We start from the raw sequence: 18,822 nt of genomic DNA on the forward strand, positions 1-18,822 counted from the left end.
GTTGAGGACGGGGCGGCATTCCGGACGGCGGGCGGCTGGCGCGCACCAGGGAGGCCGACGTCTCGGCGTCGCCTGCGCGCTCGAACGCCCCAACACAGAGGCGCCGTTCGACGCTCGGCGACTCGTGAAGCCGCGGCTCGTGCAGGCCCGGGGCGGTGGGTGCGATGACCGTGACCGTCACCCCCGCTCCTTCCGGCCGGACGGCCGCCGACGCCGCCGGCGCCGCGACCCGTGACACACGGCCCGGCCCGCTGCGCGCGCTCGCGCGGCACCGCGGCCGCCTGGTCGGCGTCGGCACGGCCCTCGGCCTGCTCCTCGGCGCCGTCCTCCTGGGCGGCGGCAGCTGGCCGGGAGCGCTGACCGTCGACGTGTCGGCGCCGCTCGGGCGCGGCAGCGATTGGATCATCGACCACCGCGACAGCCACCCGCTGTTCCTCTACTTCCTCGGCCACGTGAGCAACCTGGTGGTCGTGTCGGTCCGCGCGGTGTACCTGGCGCTGCTGGCCGCCGGGTGGGGCGGCGTCATCGCGGCCGCCGGCCTGGTGGCCTGGCGTGTCGCCGGTGTCCGGCTCGCGCTGGCCTCCGTCGCCGCCTTCGCCGTGTGCGGACTTCTCGGCATGTGGGTGCCCACCATGCAGACCCTCGCGCTGATGGTGGTGGCCGTCGCCGCGTCGGTGCTGCTCGGTGGTCTCCTCGGACTCGCCGCGGGCCTGTCGGACCGGATGCACCGGATCCTGCGACCGGTGCTCGACACCATGCAGGTGCTGCCGGCCTTCGCATACCTGCTGCCCGTCGTCCTGGTCTTCGGCATCGGCGTGCCGGCGGCCGTCCTGGCGACCGTCGTGTATGCCGCCCCGCCCATGGCCCGGCTCACCGCGCTCGGACTGCGCGGCGCGGACGCCGGTGTCATGGAGGCGGTTGCGTCCCTCGGCGCCACCGCGAGGCAGCGGCTGCTGACCGCGCGGCTGCCCCTGGCCCGCAAGGAGCTGATGCTCGGTGTCAACCAGTCGATCATGATGGCCCTCGGCATGGCCGTGATCGCGTCCGTCATCGGCGCGGGCGGCCTCGGTGACCGCGTGTACCAGGCGCTGGCCTCGGTCGACGTCGGTGCCGCGCTCACCGCCGGGGTGCCGGTCGTGCTGCTCGCCGTCGTCCTGGACCGCGTCACCGCCGCGGCGGGAGCGCGGATCGGTGCGCCGCCGGTCCCCCGCGCCGGGTTCGGCTGGGCCGTCGTCCTCGTGGCGACCGCCGCCGTCGCGCTCACCGGCCGCCTGTCCGGCCGCCTGTCCTGGCCGGCCGCGTGGACGGTGGCCGTCGCCGAGCCCGTCAACCGGGCCGTGGACTGGATGACCGCACACCTCTACTCCGGCGTGCCCGTCATCGGGGGCACCGCGGACTGGGCGGGGCGGTTCACCACCGGCGTCCTCAACCCGCTGCGGGACGGGCTTCAGTGGCTGCCCTGGTGGGCGGTCCTCCTGGGCGTCGGCGCGCTCGCCCTGCTCATCGGTACCTGGCGCACCGCGGCGACCGCCGTCCTCGCGATGGGCGTGATCGGCGTGCTCGGGGTCTGGGATCCGGCGCTCGACACGCTGTCCCAGGTCCTGGCGGCCGTCGCCGTGACCCTGGTGCTCGGCGTCGCCCTCGGGGTCGCCGCGGCCCGTGGCACCCGGCTGGGACGCGTACTCCGTCCGATGCTCGACGTCTTCCAGACGCTGCCGCAGTTCGTGTACCTGATCCCCGTGGTCGCCCTGTTCGGAGTGGGCCGTGCCCCGGCGGCCGCGGCCGCCGTGGTCTACGCGCTGCCCGCGGTGGTGCGGATCACGGCCCAAGGCGTACGTGCCGTGGACCCGGCGGCCCTGGAGTCCGCCCGGTCGCTCGGAGCGACCGGGCGTCAGCAGCTCTTCCAGGTCCAGCTGCCGCTGGCCCGGCCCGCGCTGCTGCTCGCCGTGAACCAGGGGGTCGTGCTCGTCCTGGCCGTGGTCGTCATCGGCGGCCTCGTAGGCGGCGGCGCACTCGGCTACGACGCGGTCTTCGGTCTCGCCCGGGGCGACCTGGCGACCGGTCTGGTCGCCGGTGCGGCGATCGTCTGCCTCGGTCTGGCGCTGGACCGGGTGACCCAGCCGACGGAACGCCGTGAGCTCACAGGAAAGGGGGCCTGAGATGGCTCGCACACGTCTCGCCGCTCTCGCGACCGCCGTCGCGCTGACGGCACTCACCGGCTGCGGCGCAGCGGACATGACCCGCCAGGCCTCCCCGTACGCCGCCGCCGACGACTCCCGCACGGTGACGCTGTCCGTGCAGTCGTGGGTGGGCGCGCAGGCCAACGTCGCCGTCGCCCAGTACCTGTTGGAGCACGAACTCGGCTACCGGGTCGACACCGTCCAGATCGACGAGGTGCCGGCCTGGGACGCGCTCAGCCAGGGCCGGGTCGACGCCATCCTGGAGGACTGGGGCCACCCGGACCAGGAGAAGCGGTACATCGACGGCAAGGGGACGATCGAGCGGGGCGGCGATCTCGGGGTGACCGGTCACATCGGCTGGTTCGTGCCCACCTACTTCGCCGAGCAGCACCCGGACGTCACCGACTGGAAGAACCTGGACAAGTACGCCGAGGCGTTCCGCACCGCGGAAAGCGGCGGCAAAGGCCAGCTGATGGACGGCTCCCCGTCCTACGTCACGAACGACAAGGCGCTCGTGGACAACCTCGGCCTCGATTACCAGGTCGTGTTCGCCGGCTCGGAAGCGGCACAGATCACCCAGATCAAGCAGTTCGCCAAGGAGCACAAGCCGTTCCTGACCTACTGGTACAAACCGCAGTGGCTGTTCGAGAAGGTCCCGATGACGGAGGTGAAGCTGCCGGCCTACGAGGAGGGCTGTGACGCCGACCCGGAGAAGGTGTCCTGCGCGTACCCGCACACGCCCCTGCAGAAGTTCCTCAACGCCCGCTTCGCCGAGGGCGGGGGCGACGCCGCCGCCTTCCTGAAGAGGTTCCGCTGGTCGACCGACATGCAGAACGACGTCGCCTTGATGATCGCCGAACAGAAGCTGTCGCCGCAGGAGGCGGCCGACCGGTGGGTGAAGGACAACGAGTCCACCTGGCGGGCGTGGCTCCCGTCCTGACGCGGACGGCACGCAGCAGCCGGCCGTCGGGGCCCGCGCCACCCTGCTGCGCCCCCTGGGTGCCCCGTTCCTGAGTAGGCGGGAGAGGGGAGACCCGCGTACGGCACGGCCGTTGCCACTCATCGGCGTGCCTCCCCGCCGCGGCGGGGAGGCACGTGTGCGGGAGAGCGGGGCTGCGGCGTCCGCGTGGGGTTCCGTCAGGCTCGGGGCGGAGCCGCGTCGGGGGTGGCTGACACCTCGGCGGGGGCCGTCGAGAGGGGCTCGGCGATGTCCTCCAGGGAGCGGCGTTCCGCCTTGACGGCGAGGAAGGCCGCCACGATTCCGGCCGCGCACATGAGGGCGGCGCCGATCTGGAAGGCGAGGACGGTCTGCGACGGGATGCCGGACTCGGTGAGCTTGGCGAAGATCAGCGGGCCGCTGATGCCGCCGGCAGCGGTGCCGATCGCGTAGAAGAAGGCGATGGCCATGGCGCGGGTCTCCATGGGGAAGACCTCGGAGACGGTGAGGTAGGCGCTGGACGCGCCGGCGGACGCGAAGAACAGCACGACGCACCAGCAGGCCGTGAGCGTGGTGGCGCTGAGGACGCCGCTGCCGAAGAGCCATGCGGTGCCGAAGAGCAGGAGGCCGGACAGGAGGTAGGTGGACGAGATCATGACGCGCCGTCCGACCGTGTCGAAGAGCCTGCCGAGGAACAGCGGGCCGAGGAAGTTGCCCGCGGCGATGACGGCGAAGTAGTAGCCCGTCCGGCCCGTGGGGACGTCGAAGAAGGTGGAGAGGATGGTGCCGAAACCGAAGGTGATGGCGTTGTAGAGGAACGCCTGGCCGATGAAGAGGGAGAGGCCGAGGACGGCGCGGCGCGGGTAGCGGCGGAAGACGGTCTTCGCGATGAGCCCGAAGCCGATGCTGCGTCGCTGGTGGATGGTGATCTCGCCGGCGGGCTCCGGCAACGGGCGGCCGTGTTCCTCCTCGACCTCTCGCTCGACGGTGGAGACCAGTTCCTCGGCCTCCTCGCCGCGTCCGTGGATGAACTGCCAGCGTGGACTCTCGGGGACGTGCCGTCGGACCAGGAGGATCACCAGGCCGAGGACGACGCCGAGGGCGAAGCTGAGCCGCCAGCCCATGTCGAGGGCGAAGATGTCGGTGTCCAGCATGACGATGGAGAGGAGGGCTCCGCCGATGGCTCCGAGCCAGTAGCTGCCGTTGATGATGAGGTCGACGCGGCCCCGGTAGAGGGAGGGGATCAGTTCGTCGATCGCCGAGTTGATGGCCGCGTACTCGCCGCCGATCCCGAAGCCCGTCAGGAAGCGGAAGAGGAAGAACCACCAGGATTCCATCGACAGGGCGGTGAGGGCGGTGGCTGCCAGGTAGACGGCCAGCGTCACCATGAAGAGCTTCTTGCGGCCGTAGCGGTCGGTCAGCCAGCCGAAGAAGAGTGCTCCGGAGCAGGCGCCGGCGACGTACAGCGCGGCGGCCGTTCCGGTCACCTGGGCGGCGGTGATGTCCAGGCCGCTGCCGCTCTCGGCGAGACGGCCGGCGATGTTGCCGACGATGGTGACTTCGAGGCCGTCCAGGATCCAGACGGTCCCGAGGCCGATCACGATCATCCAGTGCCAGCGCGACCAGGGCAGGCGGTCCAGTCGGGCCGGTACGGCCGTGGTCACGGTTCCTGTGGCTGCGGGTACGGACGTGCCCCGCCTCGTGTCTTCGGTCATGGCTCTCTCTCTTCGGGGGCCTTCCTCCGGCCTCCGGGTGCCCCGCTCCGGAGGGGTCATGCCTGCGGGATCCGGACGCCTTCTCCGGTACGGGGGCGCGCGGGGCAGCGGTCCACGGGATCACCCGTGCCCGATTCCGGGAGCCACGCGCCCGGAATCGGGCCATGGTTGGGCTGTCCGGATGGCGGACGGCCGGTTGTAGGGTGTCGGCCATGCCCTGCGTACTCGTGGTCGAAGACGACCCCAGCATCCGTGCCTCGCTGATGGAGATCCTCGCGGAGCACGGCCATGCGGTGCGCAGCACGGGCGACGGGTTCGGCGCGCTGCGCGAGGTCGCGCAGGGATCGCTGGACGCGGTGGTGCTGGACCTCGGCCTGCCCGATCTCGACGGCGGCGACGCGCTGCGCATGATCCGCGGGATATCGAACGTGCCCGTGGTGGTCGCGACCGCCCGCGACGACGAGAGTGAGATCGTCAAGCTCCTGAACGCGGGCGCCGACGACTACCTCGTCAAGCCGTTCTCCGGGGCACAGCTCCTGGCCCGGCTCTCGGCGGTGCTGCGGCGCACCGCGGTGCCCGCCGCGGTCGCCGGACAGGCCCCGACCGCCGATCCGTCGAGTCTGGTGACGGTCGGTGAGCTGACCGTGGATCCGCCGGGGCGTTCGGCCTATCTGGCGGGGCGTGAACTGGTTCTCACGCGCCGGGAGTTCGATCTGCTGGCCTTTCTCGCCCGGCACGCCGGCACGGTGGTGTCCCGGCACCGGCTGCTCGCGGAGGTCTGGCGGGAGGCCTACATCGAGGACCAGACGATCGACGTGCACGTGTCCGCGCTGCGCCGCAAGCTCGGTGAGCGGGCCTCGGCACCGCGCTATCTGCGCACCGTGCGCGGGGTGGGCATCAAGCTGGTGGCGCCGCACTGAGGAGAGCTCAGGAGGGGGTGCCGAAGTCCTGGGTCCACCAGGGGCCTCCGTCGGTACTGACGCCGACGCCGATCTCGGTGAAACCACAGTTGAGGATGTTGGCCCGGTGGCCGGGGCTGTGCATCCAGGCGTCCATGACGGCGGCCGCGTCGGTCTGTCCCTTGGCTATGTTCTCGCCGGATCGTGACCAGGTGTATCCGGCCGCCTCGATGCGATCCTGCGGCTGGGAGCCGTCGGTTCCCGTGTGGGAGAAGTTGCCGGTGGCGGCCATGTCGTCGGTGTAGTCCTGAGCCGCCTCGGTGAGGTCCGCGTCGACCGCCAGGGCCTTGCAGCCCGCCGCTGCGCGCTCGACGTTCACGAGGCGTACGACCTCCTCGACCTCGCCGCCGCCCGCCGGGCGCGTACCGCTGTCGGGCTCGGTGGCCGGCGGCTTCGCGGTGGCCGGGGGCGCGGACCTGGGCTTCTGCGCGCCCGGGGACGCGGAAGGTCTCGTCGCCCTGGCGGTGGCCGAGGACGGTGGGGTGGCCGAGGGGGCCGTCGGCGTGGTGGAGAGGGTCGTCAGGGTGTGCGGGGCGGCCGACGGGGACTTCGGTGCGGTGGGCGGTGCGGTGTTCGGCGGTCCGGTGGTCGGCGTCGGGTCGGGCGAACCGCCGTCCAGGGCGACGGATTCGGCCTTGTCGTGCGCGGAGCCGGCGAGCTCGGCGCCCGCCAGGCATACGGCGGCGACGGCCAGGGTGCTGAGGCCCGCCACGGCGGCGGTGACGCGCGGGCGACGCGGGGCGCGGTGTCCACGACGTCCGTGGGCGGCTCGGGCACTCATCTCGGTTTCCTCCAGGGGCTGTACGGGTGCGGTGGCGGGGCCGGCCCAGGTCCGCGTCGGCTCGGGCGGGTTTCGTGCGGCGGAGAGGGTCCGCCGGCGCCGAGACGGGAGCGTAGGCGTGCCGAAGCGGCGAGAACGCCTTCTGAGGGATGCGCTCAGGAGGACCTAAGCAACAGCTCAGGTTCGGGACCGGCTCGGGGCGGTCGCCAGGTCGGGCCGCCGGTCGCGTCGGCCCGTACGGGACGCGTGCGCCTCTCCGTGAGCGAGGGCGGGGTGGGTGGGGCGGTGGGCGTCGGCCACACTGATGCGGTGCCACGCCTCCTGCGCTATCTCCTCCTATGGCTGTCGTGCACCGCGGCCAGCGTCACCGCGGTGATGCTCACGGTGTACTTCGTCATCGGCCTGACCCGACCGACCCCGCCCACCGCGCGGTCGGTCCAGGCGGTGTACCCCTCCCCGTCCGTCCTCGTCGGGGTGCCGGCCTCGTCCGTCGCGACCACGCCGAAGGCGTCCTCCACCACGCCCGCGTCCCCCTCGTCACCGCCGCCGACCACGCGTACGCCCTCGCCGTCGCCCTCGGTCACGCGGGCGCCCGTCACGTCCACGCCCCGGCCGTCGGCCTCGAAGTGCAGCGGCGGCCCCGGGCTGCACACGGTTCCCTCCGAGGGGGGCAAGGTCACCGTCCAGTACGGCCGCGACAGCGTGTGCTTCGTCTCGGCCGTTCCCGATCCGGGTTTCCGCACGAGCACCGGCCAGAGCGATCCCGGCACGCTGGTGGTCGTCTTCACCAGCGACGACCACCGTTCGCAGATCACGGCGACCGTCGTGCCGACGGCGCAGGCAAGCGTGCGCGAGACCCGGTTGTGAGTCCTCGGGCAGGCACCGCGGACGGCCGGAGAACCCCTGGTGAAGGGCTTGCGGTCGCGAACCTGAGCAGTTCCTTAAGCGTGCCTGATGGGTGGCATCAGGACGGTCCAGGACGCCTTTTCGGCACCTAAGCTCACGGTCGGTCAGGACGATCGCTCCGGCCCCGGCGGACAGGACGCCGGGCCGTGTCCTGCGCCCACTCCGGCATCGGCCGCCTCCAGGCCCCGGAGAGCTCACCGACACAAGGGGTTGATCCGTCATGGCCGCACACCGGCGCAAACAACGCACCGCCGGCATCCAGGGCCTCGTCCGCTTCTCGGCCGTCTCCCTCACGCTCGCCTCCGCCGCCGTCGCCACGGCCTGCGGAGTGGGCGGCTCGAACAACGACGCGGCGCAGAACGTGTCGGCCGCGGCGGCCCCGGACGCGCCCGCCGACCAGGGAACCGGCGCCCCGGCGCCCATGGAGGCGGCGACGGCATCCGCGTCCCCCACCACCGCGGCGACGTCGGTCCCGCCGACGACCCGGCCGAGCCCTTCCGCGTCCTCGCCCCTGGCCAAGCGGCCCGCGGCGACGACCGATGCCGCCCGTCGCCCTGCCAGGACGACGGCCGCTCCCGCCCCGGCCAAGCCCGCCGTGAAGAAGAGCGCGCCCGTCTCCGGCTCCTCGGGCTTCACCAGCGGCTACCCGACCGGTGCGGACGCCCGTGGGGCCGTCAAGGCCGCGGTCGCCGCCGCCAAGGCCGACGGCAAGAAGGTGCTGATCGACTTCGGCGCCAACTGGTGCGGCAACTGCAAGGCCGCCGACCGGGTGTTCGCCACGAGCGGCGTGGGGGCGCTCCTGGACGCCTCGTACCACGTGGTCAAGGTGGACATCGGCAGCCAGGACTCCTCGGCCTTCGACCTCCTGCGCGACTACTGCTCCGGCGAGGGCGCGTACAAGATGCCCGTCCTGGTCGTCCTCGACGGCAACGGCAAGGTGGTGACCGAGACGCACTCGACCGGCAACCCCGAGCTGACCGAGACGGGCCTCGGCGCGTTCCTGCGGAAGTGGGCCTGATGACGGCCCGCACCCACAGACGCGGCGCGTCGGCGACGGTCGCCCTGTTCCTCCTCGCCCTCGCGGCCACCGGTTGCGGCGGGGGCGCCGTCGCGGGAGCGGACGCCGGCGCGCCGGGAGCGGGCACCGTCGAGACCGCGGCGGTGCTGCCGGTCGCCGAACGCCCTTCCGCGCCCGACACCTCCGGCCGGGATCTCACGGGCCGGGACCTGGCGCTGCGTTCGTACCGCGGCAAGGTCGTCGTCCTGAACGTGTGGGGCTCCTGGTGCGCCCCCTGCCGCGCCGAGGCCGCCGACCTGGAGGCGCTGCGCGGTGCGGCGGCGCCGCGCGGTGTGGAGCTTCTGGGCGTCAACGTCCGCGACCGTTCCACCGGGCCGGCCCGGGAGTTCGAGAGGACCTACGGTCTGCGGTACCCGAGCATCCACGATCCCGACGGAAAGCTGCTGCTGGCCTTCCCTCCCGCGCTGCTCAACCCGCAGGCCATCCCGTCCACGCTGGTCATCGACCGGCAGGGCCGGATCGCCGTCGCCGTCTCCGGTCCGGTCACCCGCGCGCGCCTGGAGCCCCTCGTGGACCGGGTCGCCGGGGAGGACGCATGACCGGCCCCACGTGGGCGGCGCTCGCCGCCGGGCCGGCCGCCGGCGCGGTGTCGGGCACCCTGCTCCTCGCCGTGCCGGTGGCAGTGGCCGCGGGCCTGGCGTCCTTCCTCTCCCCATGCGTCCTGCCGCTCGTGCCGGGCTACCTGAGCTACGTCACCAGCCTGTCGGTGTCCGACCTCGCCGAGGCGGACGGCGGGCGGCGCGGGCGGATGGTCGCAGGAGCGGCGCTGTTCGTGCTGGGTTTCAGCGGCGTCCTGGTGTCCGGGGGCGCCCTGTTCGGCTTCGTCGGGCGCAACCTGCTCGCCTACCAGGACGGCATCACGCTGGTCCTGGGCCTGTTCACCATCGTCATGGGCCTCGCGTTCGCGGGCTGGCTGCCCGGCTTCACCCAGCGCGAGCTGCGCAGCAGCCGCCGGCCCTCCTTCGGCCTGGCCGGCGCGCCCCTGCTGGGCGTCGTCTTCGGCGTGGGCTGGACCCCCTGCATCGGGCCGACCCTGGCCGCCGTGCAGGCCCTGGCCTGGAACGAGGCCAGCGCCGGGCGCGGCGCCCTCCTCATGGTCTGCTACTGCGTGGGTCTTGGCGCGCCCTTCCTGCTCACCGCGCTCGCCTTCCAGCGGGCCCTGCGCGCCTTCCGCTGGGTCAGGAAACACCACGGGACCGTCATGCGGACCGGCGGCGCACTTCTGGTCCTCGTCGGCGTCCTGCTGGTCACCGGCCTGTGGTCCGACCTGGTGTACGCGTTGCAGGTACGGCTGCAGGGAACGACCGCGGCCCTGTGAGCGGCGGTACGCGAGTACCGGCGCCACGCGCCCGCGAGGGCTCGACTCCCCCTGCGCGCAGGACGGCTCCACTCCCCCGTACCCAAGAGGGCCGGTCGCGCCCCCGGCGTGCGGCCCACCTCCCCGAAACACGAGAAAGACCCGGAAAGACGACATGAGACACCCCATGGCCTCTCCCCGCCCGGCCCACCGCCTCCCCCGCGCCGCGCGCACGCGCCTCGCCTGGGCCGCGGCTTCACTGCTGGCCGCTATCTCGCTGACCGGCTGCGGCCAGGAGGCCGCGCCGCCGCACGCCGTCGCCGTGACGGAGTTCAACGAGAACGGCGTCACCGTCCGGCTGAGCGTGGCCGACTGGAAGTCCGAAGCGGGGACCCTGGTCGCCACGTTCACGCCCGACGAAGCCGGCTTCCACCTCTACAGCACCACGCTCCGCGCCGAGGGCGTCGAAGGCGTGGGGCGGCCGACCGAGGTCCGTCCCGTCGGTTCGGTCGCCACCGCCGGGGAGATGACGGTGGACAAGCCGGTCAAGAGCATCACGGTGCCGGGCGTGCGCGCCGCCGTACCGGTCTACCCCGACGGCCCCGTCACGGTGACGCTGCCGATCCGGGCGACCGCTCCGGGCGAGGCGAAAGTGCTGATCGGCTATGCGAGCTGCAGTTCGACCGAGGGGTGTACGATCCCGGTGGCCGACCGGGCGGTGTCCCTGCGCACCGGCGAGCACGGCCTGTCGTTCGGCACCTCCTGACGGCCCGTCGTCCCGGACCACGGGGCCGGTGACGGCATGCGCCACTCCCGGAGGACGTCGTACCGGGAGACCCTCCGGCGGCCCGTCGCACGGACCCCGGACCCGAATCCCCCCACCGTGGCGCTGGGCGCACGGCTACCCGTTGGAGCGCCGCACCCGTGAACCGAGGGCACCGAAGACGCCGCGCCGAGCCCGGGGCCCCGCGGTGAGGCGCTCCCTGGCGGGGGTGGCCCTGGCCGTCACCTCCATGGTGGCGCTGTCGTTCCTGATCCCGCTGGGGCTGCTCGTGATGTCGCTCGCCCGCGAGCAGAGCATCACGGCGGCCGAGCAGAGCGCGGCGGCGATGGCGCCGATCCTGGCCCTCACCACGGACGCGGCCGAGCTGCGCGAGGCGGGGGCGGGGCTGCGCGCGGCCGAGCACATGGTCATCCACCTGCCGGACCACAGCACGGTCGGCGGCACGGGGCACGCTCCGCCGGATCTGCTGGGCCGGGCCGAGGAGGAACGCGAGTCCATCTCCCGGGACGTGCCCGGCGGTTGGATCTACCTGCAGCCGGTGATCCTGCCCCAGGACCGGGTCGCGGTCGTGGAGAACTTCGTGCCTGACGACGACCTGACCCGCGGCGTCGCCCTGTCGTGGAGCGTCATGGCCGGTCTGGCGGTCGTCCTGCTCGGCGGCTCCGTCCTGGTCGCCGACCGCCTCGGCTCCGCCGTCGTCACGGCGGCGAAGCGGCTGGCCGAGGCGTCACGCCGGCTCGGCACGGGCAACCTCGACACCCGCGTCCAGCCGAAGGGGCCGCCGGAACTGAAGGAGGCGGGCACGGCCTTCAACACCATGGCCGACCGCATGACGGACCTGCTCGCCGTCGAACGCGAACTGGTCGCGGACCTGTCCCACCGGCTCCGCACCCCCCTGACCGCCCTGCACCTGGCGGTCGAGCGGATCGCGCCGAGCGCCGACACCGGACGCATCCAGACGGCCGTCGCCGAACTGGAGCGGGAGCTCAACGCGATCATCGCCGAGGCTCGTACCCCGCTCGCCGTCGGCCCGATGGGCCGGGCCCTGCGGGGCGAGGAATCGCCCGACGGGCCGCGGGAGGGCGGGTCCCACTGCGAGGTCGCCGACGTCGTCCGTCGGCGCGCGGCCTTCTGGGCCGTGCTCGCGGGTCAGCAGGACCGCCCCTGCACACTGCAGATCACGGACGAGACGACCCCCGTCCGCCTCCCCGAAGCGGACATCACGGCCGTCGTGGACGCGCTCGTGGGCAACGTCTTCAGGTACACCTCCCGGGGCACCGCCCTGGAGGTCTCCGTGTGCCGCACCGCCCACACCGTGGAACTGACCGTTCACGACGGCGGCCCCGGCATCGCCGACCCCGACGGTGCCCTCGCCCGCGGCGGGAGTACGGGCTCCACCGGCCTCGGGCTCGACATCGCCCGTCGCGCGGCCCTCGCCGCCCGCGGCGCCGTCCGCATCACGCGCGGCCCCCTGGGCGGTGCCCGCGTGGCGGTCACGTTCCAGCTGTCGACGGGCACGGCGCCGGGGCGTCCGCGCTCGCGCCGCAGGGGTCGGAGGGCGGCCGCGGCTCGGACGTCGCCGGGTGCGGCGGGCGACTGACGGCCCAGGGAGAGAAGCTGCTGCGCTCGCTTCCGGCACCGACCCGTTCGACGGGTGCGACCCGCGGCCCGGGTTCGGACGCCGCTGCGCAGCGGCGACACAGGTGCTCAGGCCAGCAGGTTCACGGTGCTCTGGAACAGGCCGGGAAACCGGGCGGCGGCCGGCGTGATCAAGGGGGCCATGGACGGCTGGTTCCGGATCCAGAGCAGGGACCTCGTCAGGAGGCGGTAGCTGCGGGACAAACGGCACCAGGCCTGTTCGTACGCTTGCGGACGGCCCTCGTCAAGGCAGCGTACGAGGGCGTCCGCCGCCGTCAGCGCGAGGGTGAGGCCCTCGCCGGTCAGCGCGTCGACGTACCCGGCGGCGTCGCCCACGAACAGGACCCGGCCGGCCGTACGAGCGCGGGCCTGCTGACGCAGCGGCCCGGCGCCCCTGACCGGTGTCCCGTCGGCCGTGCGCAGACGGGCGGCCAGCGCGGGGAAGCGGGTCAACTGCTCGTCGAAGGGCAGTCGGCTCGAGGTGAGGATGGCGACGCCGACCTGCCATGGTCCGAGCGGAGTGACGTACGCCTCGCAGTCGGCGGACCAGTGCACCTCCACCAGGTCGGTCCACGGCTCGACGGCGTAGTGGCGCCGCAGTCCGTACCGGGGCGTGCGTCGCCGGGTGGCGGCCGGCCGTACGGTCAGGCCGAGCGCGCGCCGGGTGGGCGAGTGCAGTCCGTCGGCCGCCACGAGATAGCGGGCGGCGATCCCGTCGGCGGTCACGTACGCATCGGACTGGGACACCTGACGGATACGGTGCGGCACGACGTGGACGCCGAGCCCGAGGGCCCGGGCGGCGAGTGCCTCGTGCAGCACGGTCCGGCGTACACCGAGACCGGGCCCCGTGCGGAACGCGGCTTCGGCACGCCGGCCGCCCTCGGCGTCGACGTAGCGGATGCCCCGGAGGCGTCGGCCGGGCACCCGCACGTCGAGGGCGTCCAGAGCGCGCACCGCCGAGGGCATCAGTCCCTCTCCGCAGGCTTTGTCGATGGGCGCGGGCCGAGGCTCGGCGACCATGACGTCGAAGCCTCGTCGCGCTCCGTGGATCGCGGTGGCCAGACCCGCCGGGCCGCCCCCGACGACGAGGAGGTCGATCACGACGCGGCCCCGGCGGGGGCAAGGGCACGTGAAGGCGCCAACGCGGTGTTCTCGCAGCGGATGCGGACGGTGAGCAGAGCCGCGTTCAGCAGCGAGAAGCCCAGGGCTGTCAGCCAGGCGGTGTGCACCAGGGGCAGGGCCATGCCCTCGACGACGACCGCGACGTAGTTGGGGTGCCGAAGGAAGCGGTACGGGCCGGAGGCGACGAGCGGCAGGTCGGGGACGATCAGCACCCGGGTGTGCCAGCGAGGCCCCAGCGTTCCGATGCACCACCACCGCAGGGCCTGGGCAGCCAGAGTGAGGACGAGGGCGACCCAGCCGAGCAGCGGCAGGAAGGGCCGGTCGGCCGCCCATGGCTCGACGAGGCAGCCGAGGAGGAGTGCGGCATGCAGGGCGACCATGACCGGGTAGTGCCCGGCGCCGTGCTCGCGGGAGCCCCGGGCCCGGCTCCAGTCCCCGTTGCGTCGCGCCACGGCGAGTTCCGCGAAGCGTTCGGCGACGACCAGAAGGACCACCATGGTGTACAGCGTCACCGTCACTGTCACGAGAGCCTCACCAGACCAGGAGGACGAGTTCGGAGGAGAAGCCGGGCCCCAAGCCGATCACCAGGCCGGTCGTTCCGGACGGCGGCCTTTCGGCCTGGGTGTCCTTCAGGACCTGCAGTACCGACGCGGAGGACAGATTGCCGTAGGCAGCCAGGGCGCGGCGGCTCGCCGCGAGGGCCGAGTCCGGCAGACCGAGCCCGTCGGCGAGCGCGTCCAGGATCTTCGGGCCGCCGGGATGGCAGATCCACGCCCCCACGTCCCCGGGTTTGAGGTCGTGCACGGCGAGGAAGGACTCGACCTCCTCGGCCACCTGCAACCTGACGAGTTCGGGGAGTTCCGGACCGAGGACCATGCGAAAGCCCCAGTCACCGACGTCCCACCCCAACAGGTGCGCCGTCCCGGGGTACAGGCGGCTGCGCGCCGCCACGACGCTCGGCACGGACGATCCGCACGGGCGTGATGTCGTCCGTGAGGACGCGGGGGAAAGGTCACGGCCGACGGAACGGTCACTCCCGACGGCCACGAGAGCGGCCGCTCCGTCCCCGAACAGGCCACCCGCCACCAGGTTCGCCGTCGACGTGTCGGCGCGCTGCAAGGTGAGCGAGCACAGTTCGGTGGAGAGAAGCAGAGCGGTGCTGTCCGGCCGGCCGTCGAGGAAGTCGTGGACGCGGGCCAGGCCGGCGGCGCCCGCGGAGCAACCGAGCCCGAACAGGGGCGTGCGCCTGACGTCGGGCCGCAGACCGATCTGTCCGGCGAGACGGGCCTCCAGAGAGGGGGTCGCGATGCCGGTCACGGTCGTCGAGACGACCAGGTCGACGTCTTCGGGGTGTACGCCGGCCTCGTGGAGCGCCCGCTCGACGGCCTCGGCGCCCAGCGCGACGGCCAGTTCGACGAAGAGGCGGTTGGTCTCGCCGAACGTACCGAGATCTCGGTAACGGTCGAGGGGCAGCGCGAGATGACGACTCTCCACACCGGCCGCGGCGTGCAGCCGGCGCACGAGAGCCCGGTCGGATCCGGGCGGCAGGCTGGAGACGAGGTCTTCGGTGATCTCGTGCTGCAGGTAGCGGTGCGGCGGGAAGGCCGTACTCACCGCGAGGACGCGGGTCATTGCTCCAACATAGGGACGGTGAGGCGTCGACACCCTCAACCCCGAGATCATGGGCGCGCCGTCGCCTAGCGTGGTGCGATGCGCCCCACCACCGACGAAGGACCCCACCCCCTCGCCACCCCGGCGGTCCCCGGCCCGACGGAACACTCCTTCGCCCTCGGTCTGCTGAAGGCGAGTCACCCGGTGCCGGCGACGACGGTGACGGTCCTCGCGGCGCTGTTGGCCACTGCCTTCGGGTTGGATCTCGCCTCCGCGGCCCTGGCGGTGGCGGCTGTCGCCGCGGGTCAGCTGTCGATCGGCTGGTCCAACGACCGACTGGACCTCCGGCGCGACCGCGCCGCGGGACGCCGGGACAAGCCGCTGGCCACGGGAGCCGCACGGCCGGGCGCGGTGGGCGCGGCGGCCTGCACAGCCCTGCTGGTCTGCGTCTCTCTGTCGCTCGGCTGCGGGCTCCTGGCGGGCACCGTGCACCTCGGCGGCGTCGCCGCCGGATGGACGTACAACCTGTGGCTCAAACGGACGGTCCTCTCCTGGCTGCCGTACACCGCCGCCTTCGGGCTGCTCCCCGCGTTCCTGACGCTGACTCTTCCGGCCAGCCCGTGGCCACCCCTGTGGTTGACCGCCGCGGCAGCGCTCCTCGGAACCGGCGCCCACTTCGCCAACGTCCTCCCCGACCTCGACGACGACATCGCGAGCGGGGTACGTGGGCTCCCGCAGCGACTGGGCCGCCGCGGGTCCATGGCGTCGGCCGCCGCCCTCGCCCTGGCCTCCTGCGTGACGCTGACAGCCGGCCCCACGGGCCGGGTGTCCCTGGCCGGAGCGGGGGCGATCGGCGTGACCCTCGCGCTCTGCGCCGTGGCGGTGGCCGGACCGCCCTCTCTGCTCCGCGGACGCGTGCCTTTCGTCGCCATCCTGGCCATGGCCGGCCTCGACGCCGCACTCCTGGTACTCGCCGGAAACGCGCCACCCGCCGGCCAGTTCGCGCCGTGACCGACTCGAACGCAGCCTCGGCGGCTCCGCGCTGAACCGACCGCCTGACCGGCAGCGCCGCTCTATCGGTACCGCCGGTCGTTGCCCGTGCGTGCCGTTGACTGACCGCAGTCGACGCGAATCGAGCCGTCGCACCCGGACCGGACACCGCGGCGGGGCGACCGGTAGAGAGCCGGCGAGACGTGATCGGCGTGATCGGCGTGATCGGCGTGAGCGATGTGATCGGTGACCTCACCAAGCCTCGGTCAACCCTCGTACGATCGACGTCCCTTGACGGTTGCTCAGGTGACGACCGGCGTGGATGATCTTCGTGGACCGCTCCATCAGTGTCCGCTCACACGCGCAAGCCGCGACCGCGGCAGATTCACCGAGCACCACTTACTCCACGGGGGAGACACCCATGCGCAAGCGCATAGCCGCCGCCATATCCGGCGCGGCCCTCATCGCCACCGGCCTCACCGCCAGTCCGGCCAGCGCCGACACCGGCTACTACCACATCGAGATGCACAACTACCTGTGCTGGGACGTGCCGAACTCCAACGCCTACGCCGGCGCACAGGTTCAGCAGTGGGGGTGCAACGGGACCGACGCCCAGAAGTGGTCCTGGCGCCAGGTGGACGCCACCCACTACGAGATCCGCAGCTACCTGAACCCCGACCTGTGCCTGAACAACTGGGAGGGCGGTGACACGATCGGCAACCACATCAAGCTGTACCCCTGCGGCGCGTCCAACCCCGACCGTGTCTTCAACTTCGTCTACACCGGCAACGGAGCCCAGCTCCAGCCCAAGAGCGCCTGGAAGAACTGCATCAACGGCTGGGGCGGCAACGCCTGGGGCAACGAACTGCGCCTCTACACCTGCATGGACGTGGAGAACGAGGACATCGGCAGCTGGGGGTAACCTCCCCGGCGTAAGCCACCGGCGTGAGCCACCGGCGTGAGCCACCGGCGTGAGCCACCGGCGTGAGCCACCGGCGTGACAACCGCTGTTGATCACGCACCGTCACGCCTGTGCTCTTGGGCCCGGAAAGTCGGGTGGGCGGGCACTCCTCGGGTGCCCGCCCGTTTGCGTTCGACTCAGGTGTGCACGCGGCTGTTGGTGCCGTCGTGGCTATCGGCATGGTCCTCGTCGAACCAGTAGTCGCCTGCGGCCAGGTAGCGGAAGGAGTGCACGCGCTTGCCGCGCAGGGCGACGGTGACCGCGCGGGTACCGTCTTCGCGGGGCACCAAAGTGTGGGTGCCGGGCCGCCAGTCGTTGAAGTCACCGACCACGCTGACCGGGCCGGGGGGCGTCTCTGCGGGCAGGACGAAGGTGATCTGGGTGCGGTCCTTGAACTTTTTGCGTTCCAGCACGGGGTCTCCTGGCGACAGGGGCGGATCGTCTCGGGCCATCCTCCGTCCGGCGGCGCCAGGCGAGCACCGGACACGCAGGAGGGGTCACCTTCATGGTCTCGCGCTTGGGCCGGGAAGCCTAAGTGGTCCCCGTGCCGAGGCGGGTCGTCGGTCCCCCGGTGCCAGGAGTCACGTCGAGTCCGGTTCTTCGCCTTCGACGACGTGCACGGCCGCTTCCTCGGCGCTCGCCGCGCCTCCGTCGATGCCCGCGTCCCGGGCGATCAGTTCCTTGGTGGTGTCGGAAGGGGCACCTTCGTCCGGCGCCCTCAGTCGCCCGGCGCGGTCGGTACCCACCTCGGTGTCGATCAATTCTCCCTCCCCGCCGGGCAGGTCCCCCAGACCGTCCCCTTCGGGCTCCGCGACGTCGGGGACCTCCTGGGACAGCCTCTCGTCCAGGGATTCGCCGGCATGCTGCTCCTCGGCCGTCGTACCGTGCTTGGTAACGCCCAACGGCTTCTCGGGAGGCGAGTAGCCCTCGTCCAGCATGTCGTCGTAGGTGCGCTCGTCCACGGCGTTCTGGAGGTCCAGCGGCGCCGCGTCCTCTTGCTCCCCCTTGGTGCCCGTGGGCTGATAGGCGTCGTCCGCCATCTGGTCCTCGCTCATCAAGCGCTCCTTTCGCCGTCTCGATCACCCTCCCTCTGGAGCGGCTGCCCGCGGTAGGTCAGGCGAAACAGCTGCGGGGAGCCGCTTCTTCGCCTGGCGCACCTTCCGGCCGGCGGGGGGAGGATCAAGCTGGCGCTGCCCAACCGATGCGGCCGACGCCGGTCACAGGACGGTCGCGACGACCGTCATGGCCGTCGGGCTGGAAGCGAAGGCCTACTGCCGTGGGCAGCGCCCCGGGGCGGGGCGGGGCGAGGGCGGAAAGTGGTAGCGGCATGCGCTGTTGCCGTGGACGGCAAGGCTCGCGCCGTCGGGGCCGGCCCGTGGCTGGGCGCTCTGCCGCGGGTCTGTTGCGCCTTCTATCGGGTTGGCGTATCGCCGGTCGGGAGTTGGTCGAGGAGCCGGGCCAGCGCGCTGACTCCGAGTCGAAGCGCCTGGATCTCGGCCCGGAATGAGGCCGTGTGCGGGTGCGTCGGTGCGACCGGCCGCGAGGCGCGCGACCCCGGCGGAGGGACGGGTCCCCAGGCGCTCGGGGGCCGTAAACCCCGCTTCACCGGGGGCGCCGAACGTACCCGGTCTCCCTCCCCGGCCCGTCAGGTCGACAGGGACAGAGCCGACGCCCGCGTGCAGGTCGGGGGCTGGGGCGGCCGCCGTGTCGTAGAAGCCCGGCAAGTCTTAGAAGCCGGGCACAGTGATGCGGCCCGGCGCGTCGCTGAGGAGGTCCACCAGGCGGCACAGTTCGGCCGCGGCGTTCGCTCTATAGACGAGTAGGACCGGTGCACCGGGGTCGGCCACCGGCCAGGAGGCGTAG

The 18,822-nt window shown here is 72.7% G+C and carries 19 protein-coding genes; 11 read left to right on the top strand and 8 right to left on the bottom strand.

Annotated elements, in window-relative coordinates; genetic code table 11:
- Positions 1–181, bottom strand: a 181-nt coding sequence (locus MRBLMG1_RS18315) for a hypothetical protein (protein ID WP_367825127.1), incomplete at its 3' end; no start/stop codon positions are given.
- Here MRBLMG1_RS18315 and MRBLMG1_RS18320 point away from each other — a divergent pair.
- Together MRBLMG1_RS18320 and MRBLMG1_RS18325 are read left to right on the top strand one after the other, a co-directional pair.
- Positions 165–2,159, top strand: coding sequence for an ABC transporter permease subunit (locus MRBLMG1_RS18320; protein ID WP_367825128.1), 1,995 nt, complete (start codon positions 165–167; stop codon positions 2,157–2,159). The two genes, MRBLMG1_RS18315 and MRBLMG1_RS18320, sit on opposite strands and share 17 nt — an antisense overlap.
- A 1-nt stretch (position 2,160) precedes the next feature.
- Positions 2,161–3,120 carry an ABC transporter substrate-binding protein gene (locus MRBLMG1_RS18325; protein WP_367825129.1) on the top strand — a complete coding sequence of 320 codons (960 nt, stop codon included), beginning with the start codon at positions 2,161–2,163 and terminating at the stop codon, positions 3,118–3,120.
- Positions 3,121–3,317: 197 nt separating this feature from the next.
- On the opposite strand, the gene MRBLMG1_RS18330 is transcribed toward MRBLMG1_RS18325, so the two are convergent.
- Complete coding sequence (locus MRBLMG1_RS18330) at positions 3,318–4,832, bottom strand: MFS transporter (RefSeq protein WP_367825130.1); 1,515 nt, start codon at positions 4,830–4,832, stop codon at positions 3,318–3,320.
- Positions 4,833–5,044: 212 nt separating this feature from the next.
- Here MRBLMG1_RS18330 and MRBLMG1_RS18335 point away from each other — a divergent pair, with 212 nt between their 5' ends.
- Entirely contained in the window at positions 5,045–5,752 is a 708-nt protein-coding gene (locus MRBLMG1_RS18335) for a response regulator transcription factor (RefSeq protein WP_367825131.1), read from the top strand.
- 7 nt (positions 5,753–5,759) lie between these two features.
- On the opposite strand, the gene MRBLMG1_RS18340 is transcribed toward MRBLMG1_RS18335, so the two are convergent.
- A complete protein-coding gene (locus MRBLMG1_RS18340) occupies positions 5,760–6,572 on the bottom strand; it encodes a CAP domain-containing protein (RefSeq protein ID WP_367825132.1) in 813 nt (270 codons plus the stop codon).
- A 309-nt stretch (positions 6,573–6,881) separates the two neighbouring features.
- Here MRBLMG1_RS18340 and MRBLMG1_RS18345 point away from each other — a divergent pair, with 309 nt between their 5' ends.
- From MRBLMG1_RS18345 to MRBLMG1_RS18370, 6 genes are all read left to right on the top strand, one after another.
- Positions 6,882–7,439 carry a hypothetical protein gene (locus tag MRBLMG1_RS18345; RefSeq protein ID WP_367825133.1) on the top strand — a complete coding sequence of 186 codons (558 nt, stop codon included), beginning with the start codon at positions 6,882–6,884 and terminating at the stop codon, positions 7,437–7,439.
- Between the two features lie 259 nt (positions 7,440–7,698).
- Positions 7,699–8,496, top strand: coding sequence for a thioredoxin family protein (locus MRBLMG1_RS18350; RefSeq protein WP_367825134.1), 798 nt, complete (start codon positions 7,699–7,701; stop codon positions 8,494–8,496).
- Entirely contained in the window at positions 8,496–9,095 is a 600-nt protein-coding gene (locus MRBLMG1_RS18355; protein ID WP_367825135.1) for a TlpA family protein disulfide reductase, read from the top strand. Before MRBLMG1_RS18350 ends, MRBLMG1_RS18355 begins: the two co-directional genes overlap by 1 nt.
- On the top strand, positions 9,092–9,874 hold the full coding sequence (locus MRBLMG1_RS18360; RefSeq protein ID WP_367825136.1) for a cytochrome c biogenesis CcdA family protein: 783 nt from the start codon (positions 9,092–9,094) through the stop codon (positions 9,872–9,874). The genes MRBLMG1_RS18355 and MRBLMG1_RS18360 overlap by 4 nt, the downstream gene beginning before the upstream one ends.
- 166 nt (positions 9,875–10,040) lie before the next feature.
- A complete protein-coding gene (locus MRBLMG1_RS18365) occupies positions 10,041–10,619 on the top strand; it encodes a hypothetical protein (RefSeq protein WP_367825137.1) in 579 nt (192 codons plus the stop codon).
- A 205-nt stretch (positions 10,620–10,824) separates the two neighbouring features.
- Positions 10,825–12,237 carry a HAMP domain-containing sensor histidine kinase gene (locus tag MRBLMG1_RS18370; RefSeq protein WP_367825138.1) on the top strand — a complete coding sequence of 471 codons (1,413 nt, stop codon included), beginning with the start codon at positions 10,825–10,827 and terminating at the stop codon, positions 12,235–12,237.
- Positions 12,238–12,344: 107 nt separating this feature from the next.
- Here MRBLMG1_RS18370 and MRBLMG1_RS18375 read toward each other — a convergent pair whose 3' ends face one another.
- From MRBLMG1_RS18375 to MRBLMG1_RS18385, 3 genes are read right to left on the bottom strand one after another with little or no spacing between them, the layout of a single operon-like run.
- A complete protein-coding gene (locus MRBLMG1_RS18375; RefSeq protein WP_367825139.1) occupies positions 12,345–13,376 on the bottom strand; it encodes an NAD(P)/FAD-dependent oxidoreductase in 1,032 nt (343 codons plus the stop codon).
- Complete coding sequence (locus tag MRBLMG1_RS18380; RefSeq protein ID WP_414721604.1) at positions 13,373–13,894, bottom strand: isoprenylcysteine carboxyl methyltransferase family protein; 522 nt, start codon at positions 13,892–13,894, stop codon at positions 13,373–13,375. Before MRBLMG1_RS18380 ends, MRBLMG1_RS18375 begins: the two co-directional genes overlap by 4 nt.
- A gap of 34 nt (positions 13,895–13,928) precedes the next feature.
- Entirely contained in the window at positions 13,929–15,029 is a 1,101-nt protein-coding gene (locus tag MRBLMG1_RS18385; protein ID WP_367825140.1) for a type III polyketide synthase, read from the bottom strand.
- A 78-nt stretch (positions 15,030–15,107) separates the two neighbouring features.
- Between MRBLMG1_RS18385 and MRBLMG1_RS18390 the strand changes: the two genes are divergently transcribed.
- Both MRBLMG1_RS18390 and MRBLMG1_RS18395 read left to right on the top strand, forming a co-directional pair.
- On the top strand, positions 15,108–16,019 hold the full coding sequence (locus MRBLMG1_RS18390; RefSeq protein WP_367825141.1) for a UbiA family prenyltransferase: 912 nt from the start codon (positions 15,108–15,110) through the stop codon (positions 16,017–16,019).
- A 400-nt stretch (positions 16,020–16,419) separates the two neighbouring features.
- The gene (locus tag MRBLMG1_RS18395; RefSeq protein WP_367825142.1) at positions 16,420–16,920 is read left to right on the top strand and encodes an RICIN domain-containing protein; all 501 of its coding nucleotides are present in this window, start codon (positions 16,420–16,422) and stop codon (positions 16,918–16,920) included.
- A gap of 176 nt (positions 16,921–17,096) precedes the next feature.
- Here the strand turns inward: MRBLMG1_RS18395 and MRBLMG1_RS18400 are convergent, their stop codons facing one another.
- Entirely contained in the window at positions 17,097–17,372 is a 276-nt protein-coding gene (locus tag MRBLMG1_RS18400; protein ID WP_367825143.1) for a hypothetical protein, read from the bottom strand.
- A 168-nt stretch (positions 17,373–17,540) separates the two neighbouring features.
- Complete coding sequence (locus tag MRBLMG1_RS18405; protein WP_367825144.1) at positions 17,541–18,014, bottom strand: DUF5709 domain-containing protein; 474 nt, start codon at positions 18,012–18,014, stop codon at positions 17,541–17,543.
- Between the last annotated feature and the right edge of the window lie 808 nt (positions 18,015–18,822).

Source organism: Streptomyces sp. LMG1-1-1.1 (assembly GCF_040815545.1).
Classification (GTDB): Bacteria; Actinomycetota; Actinomycetes; order Streptomycetales; family Streptomycetaceae; genus Streptomyces.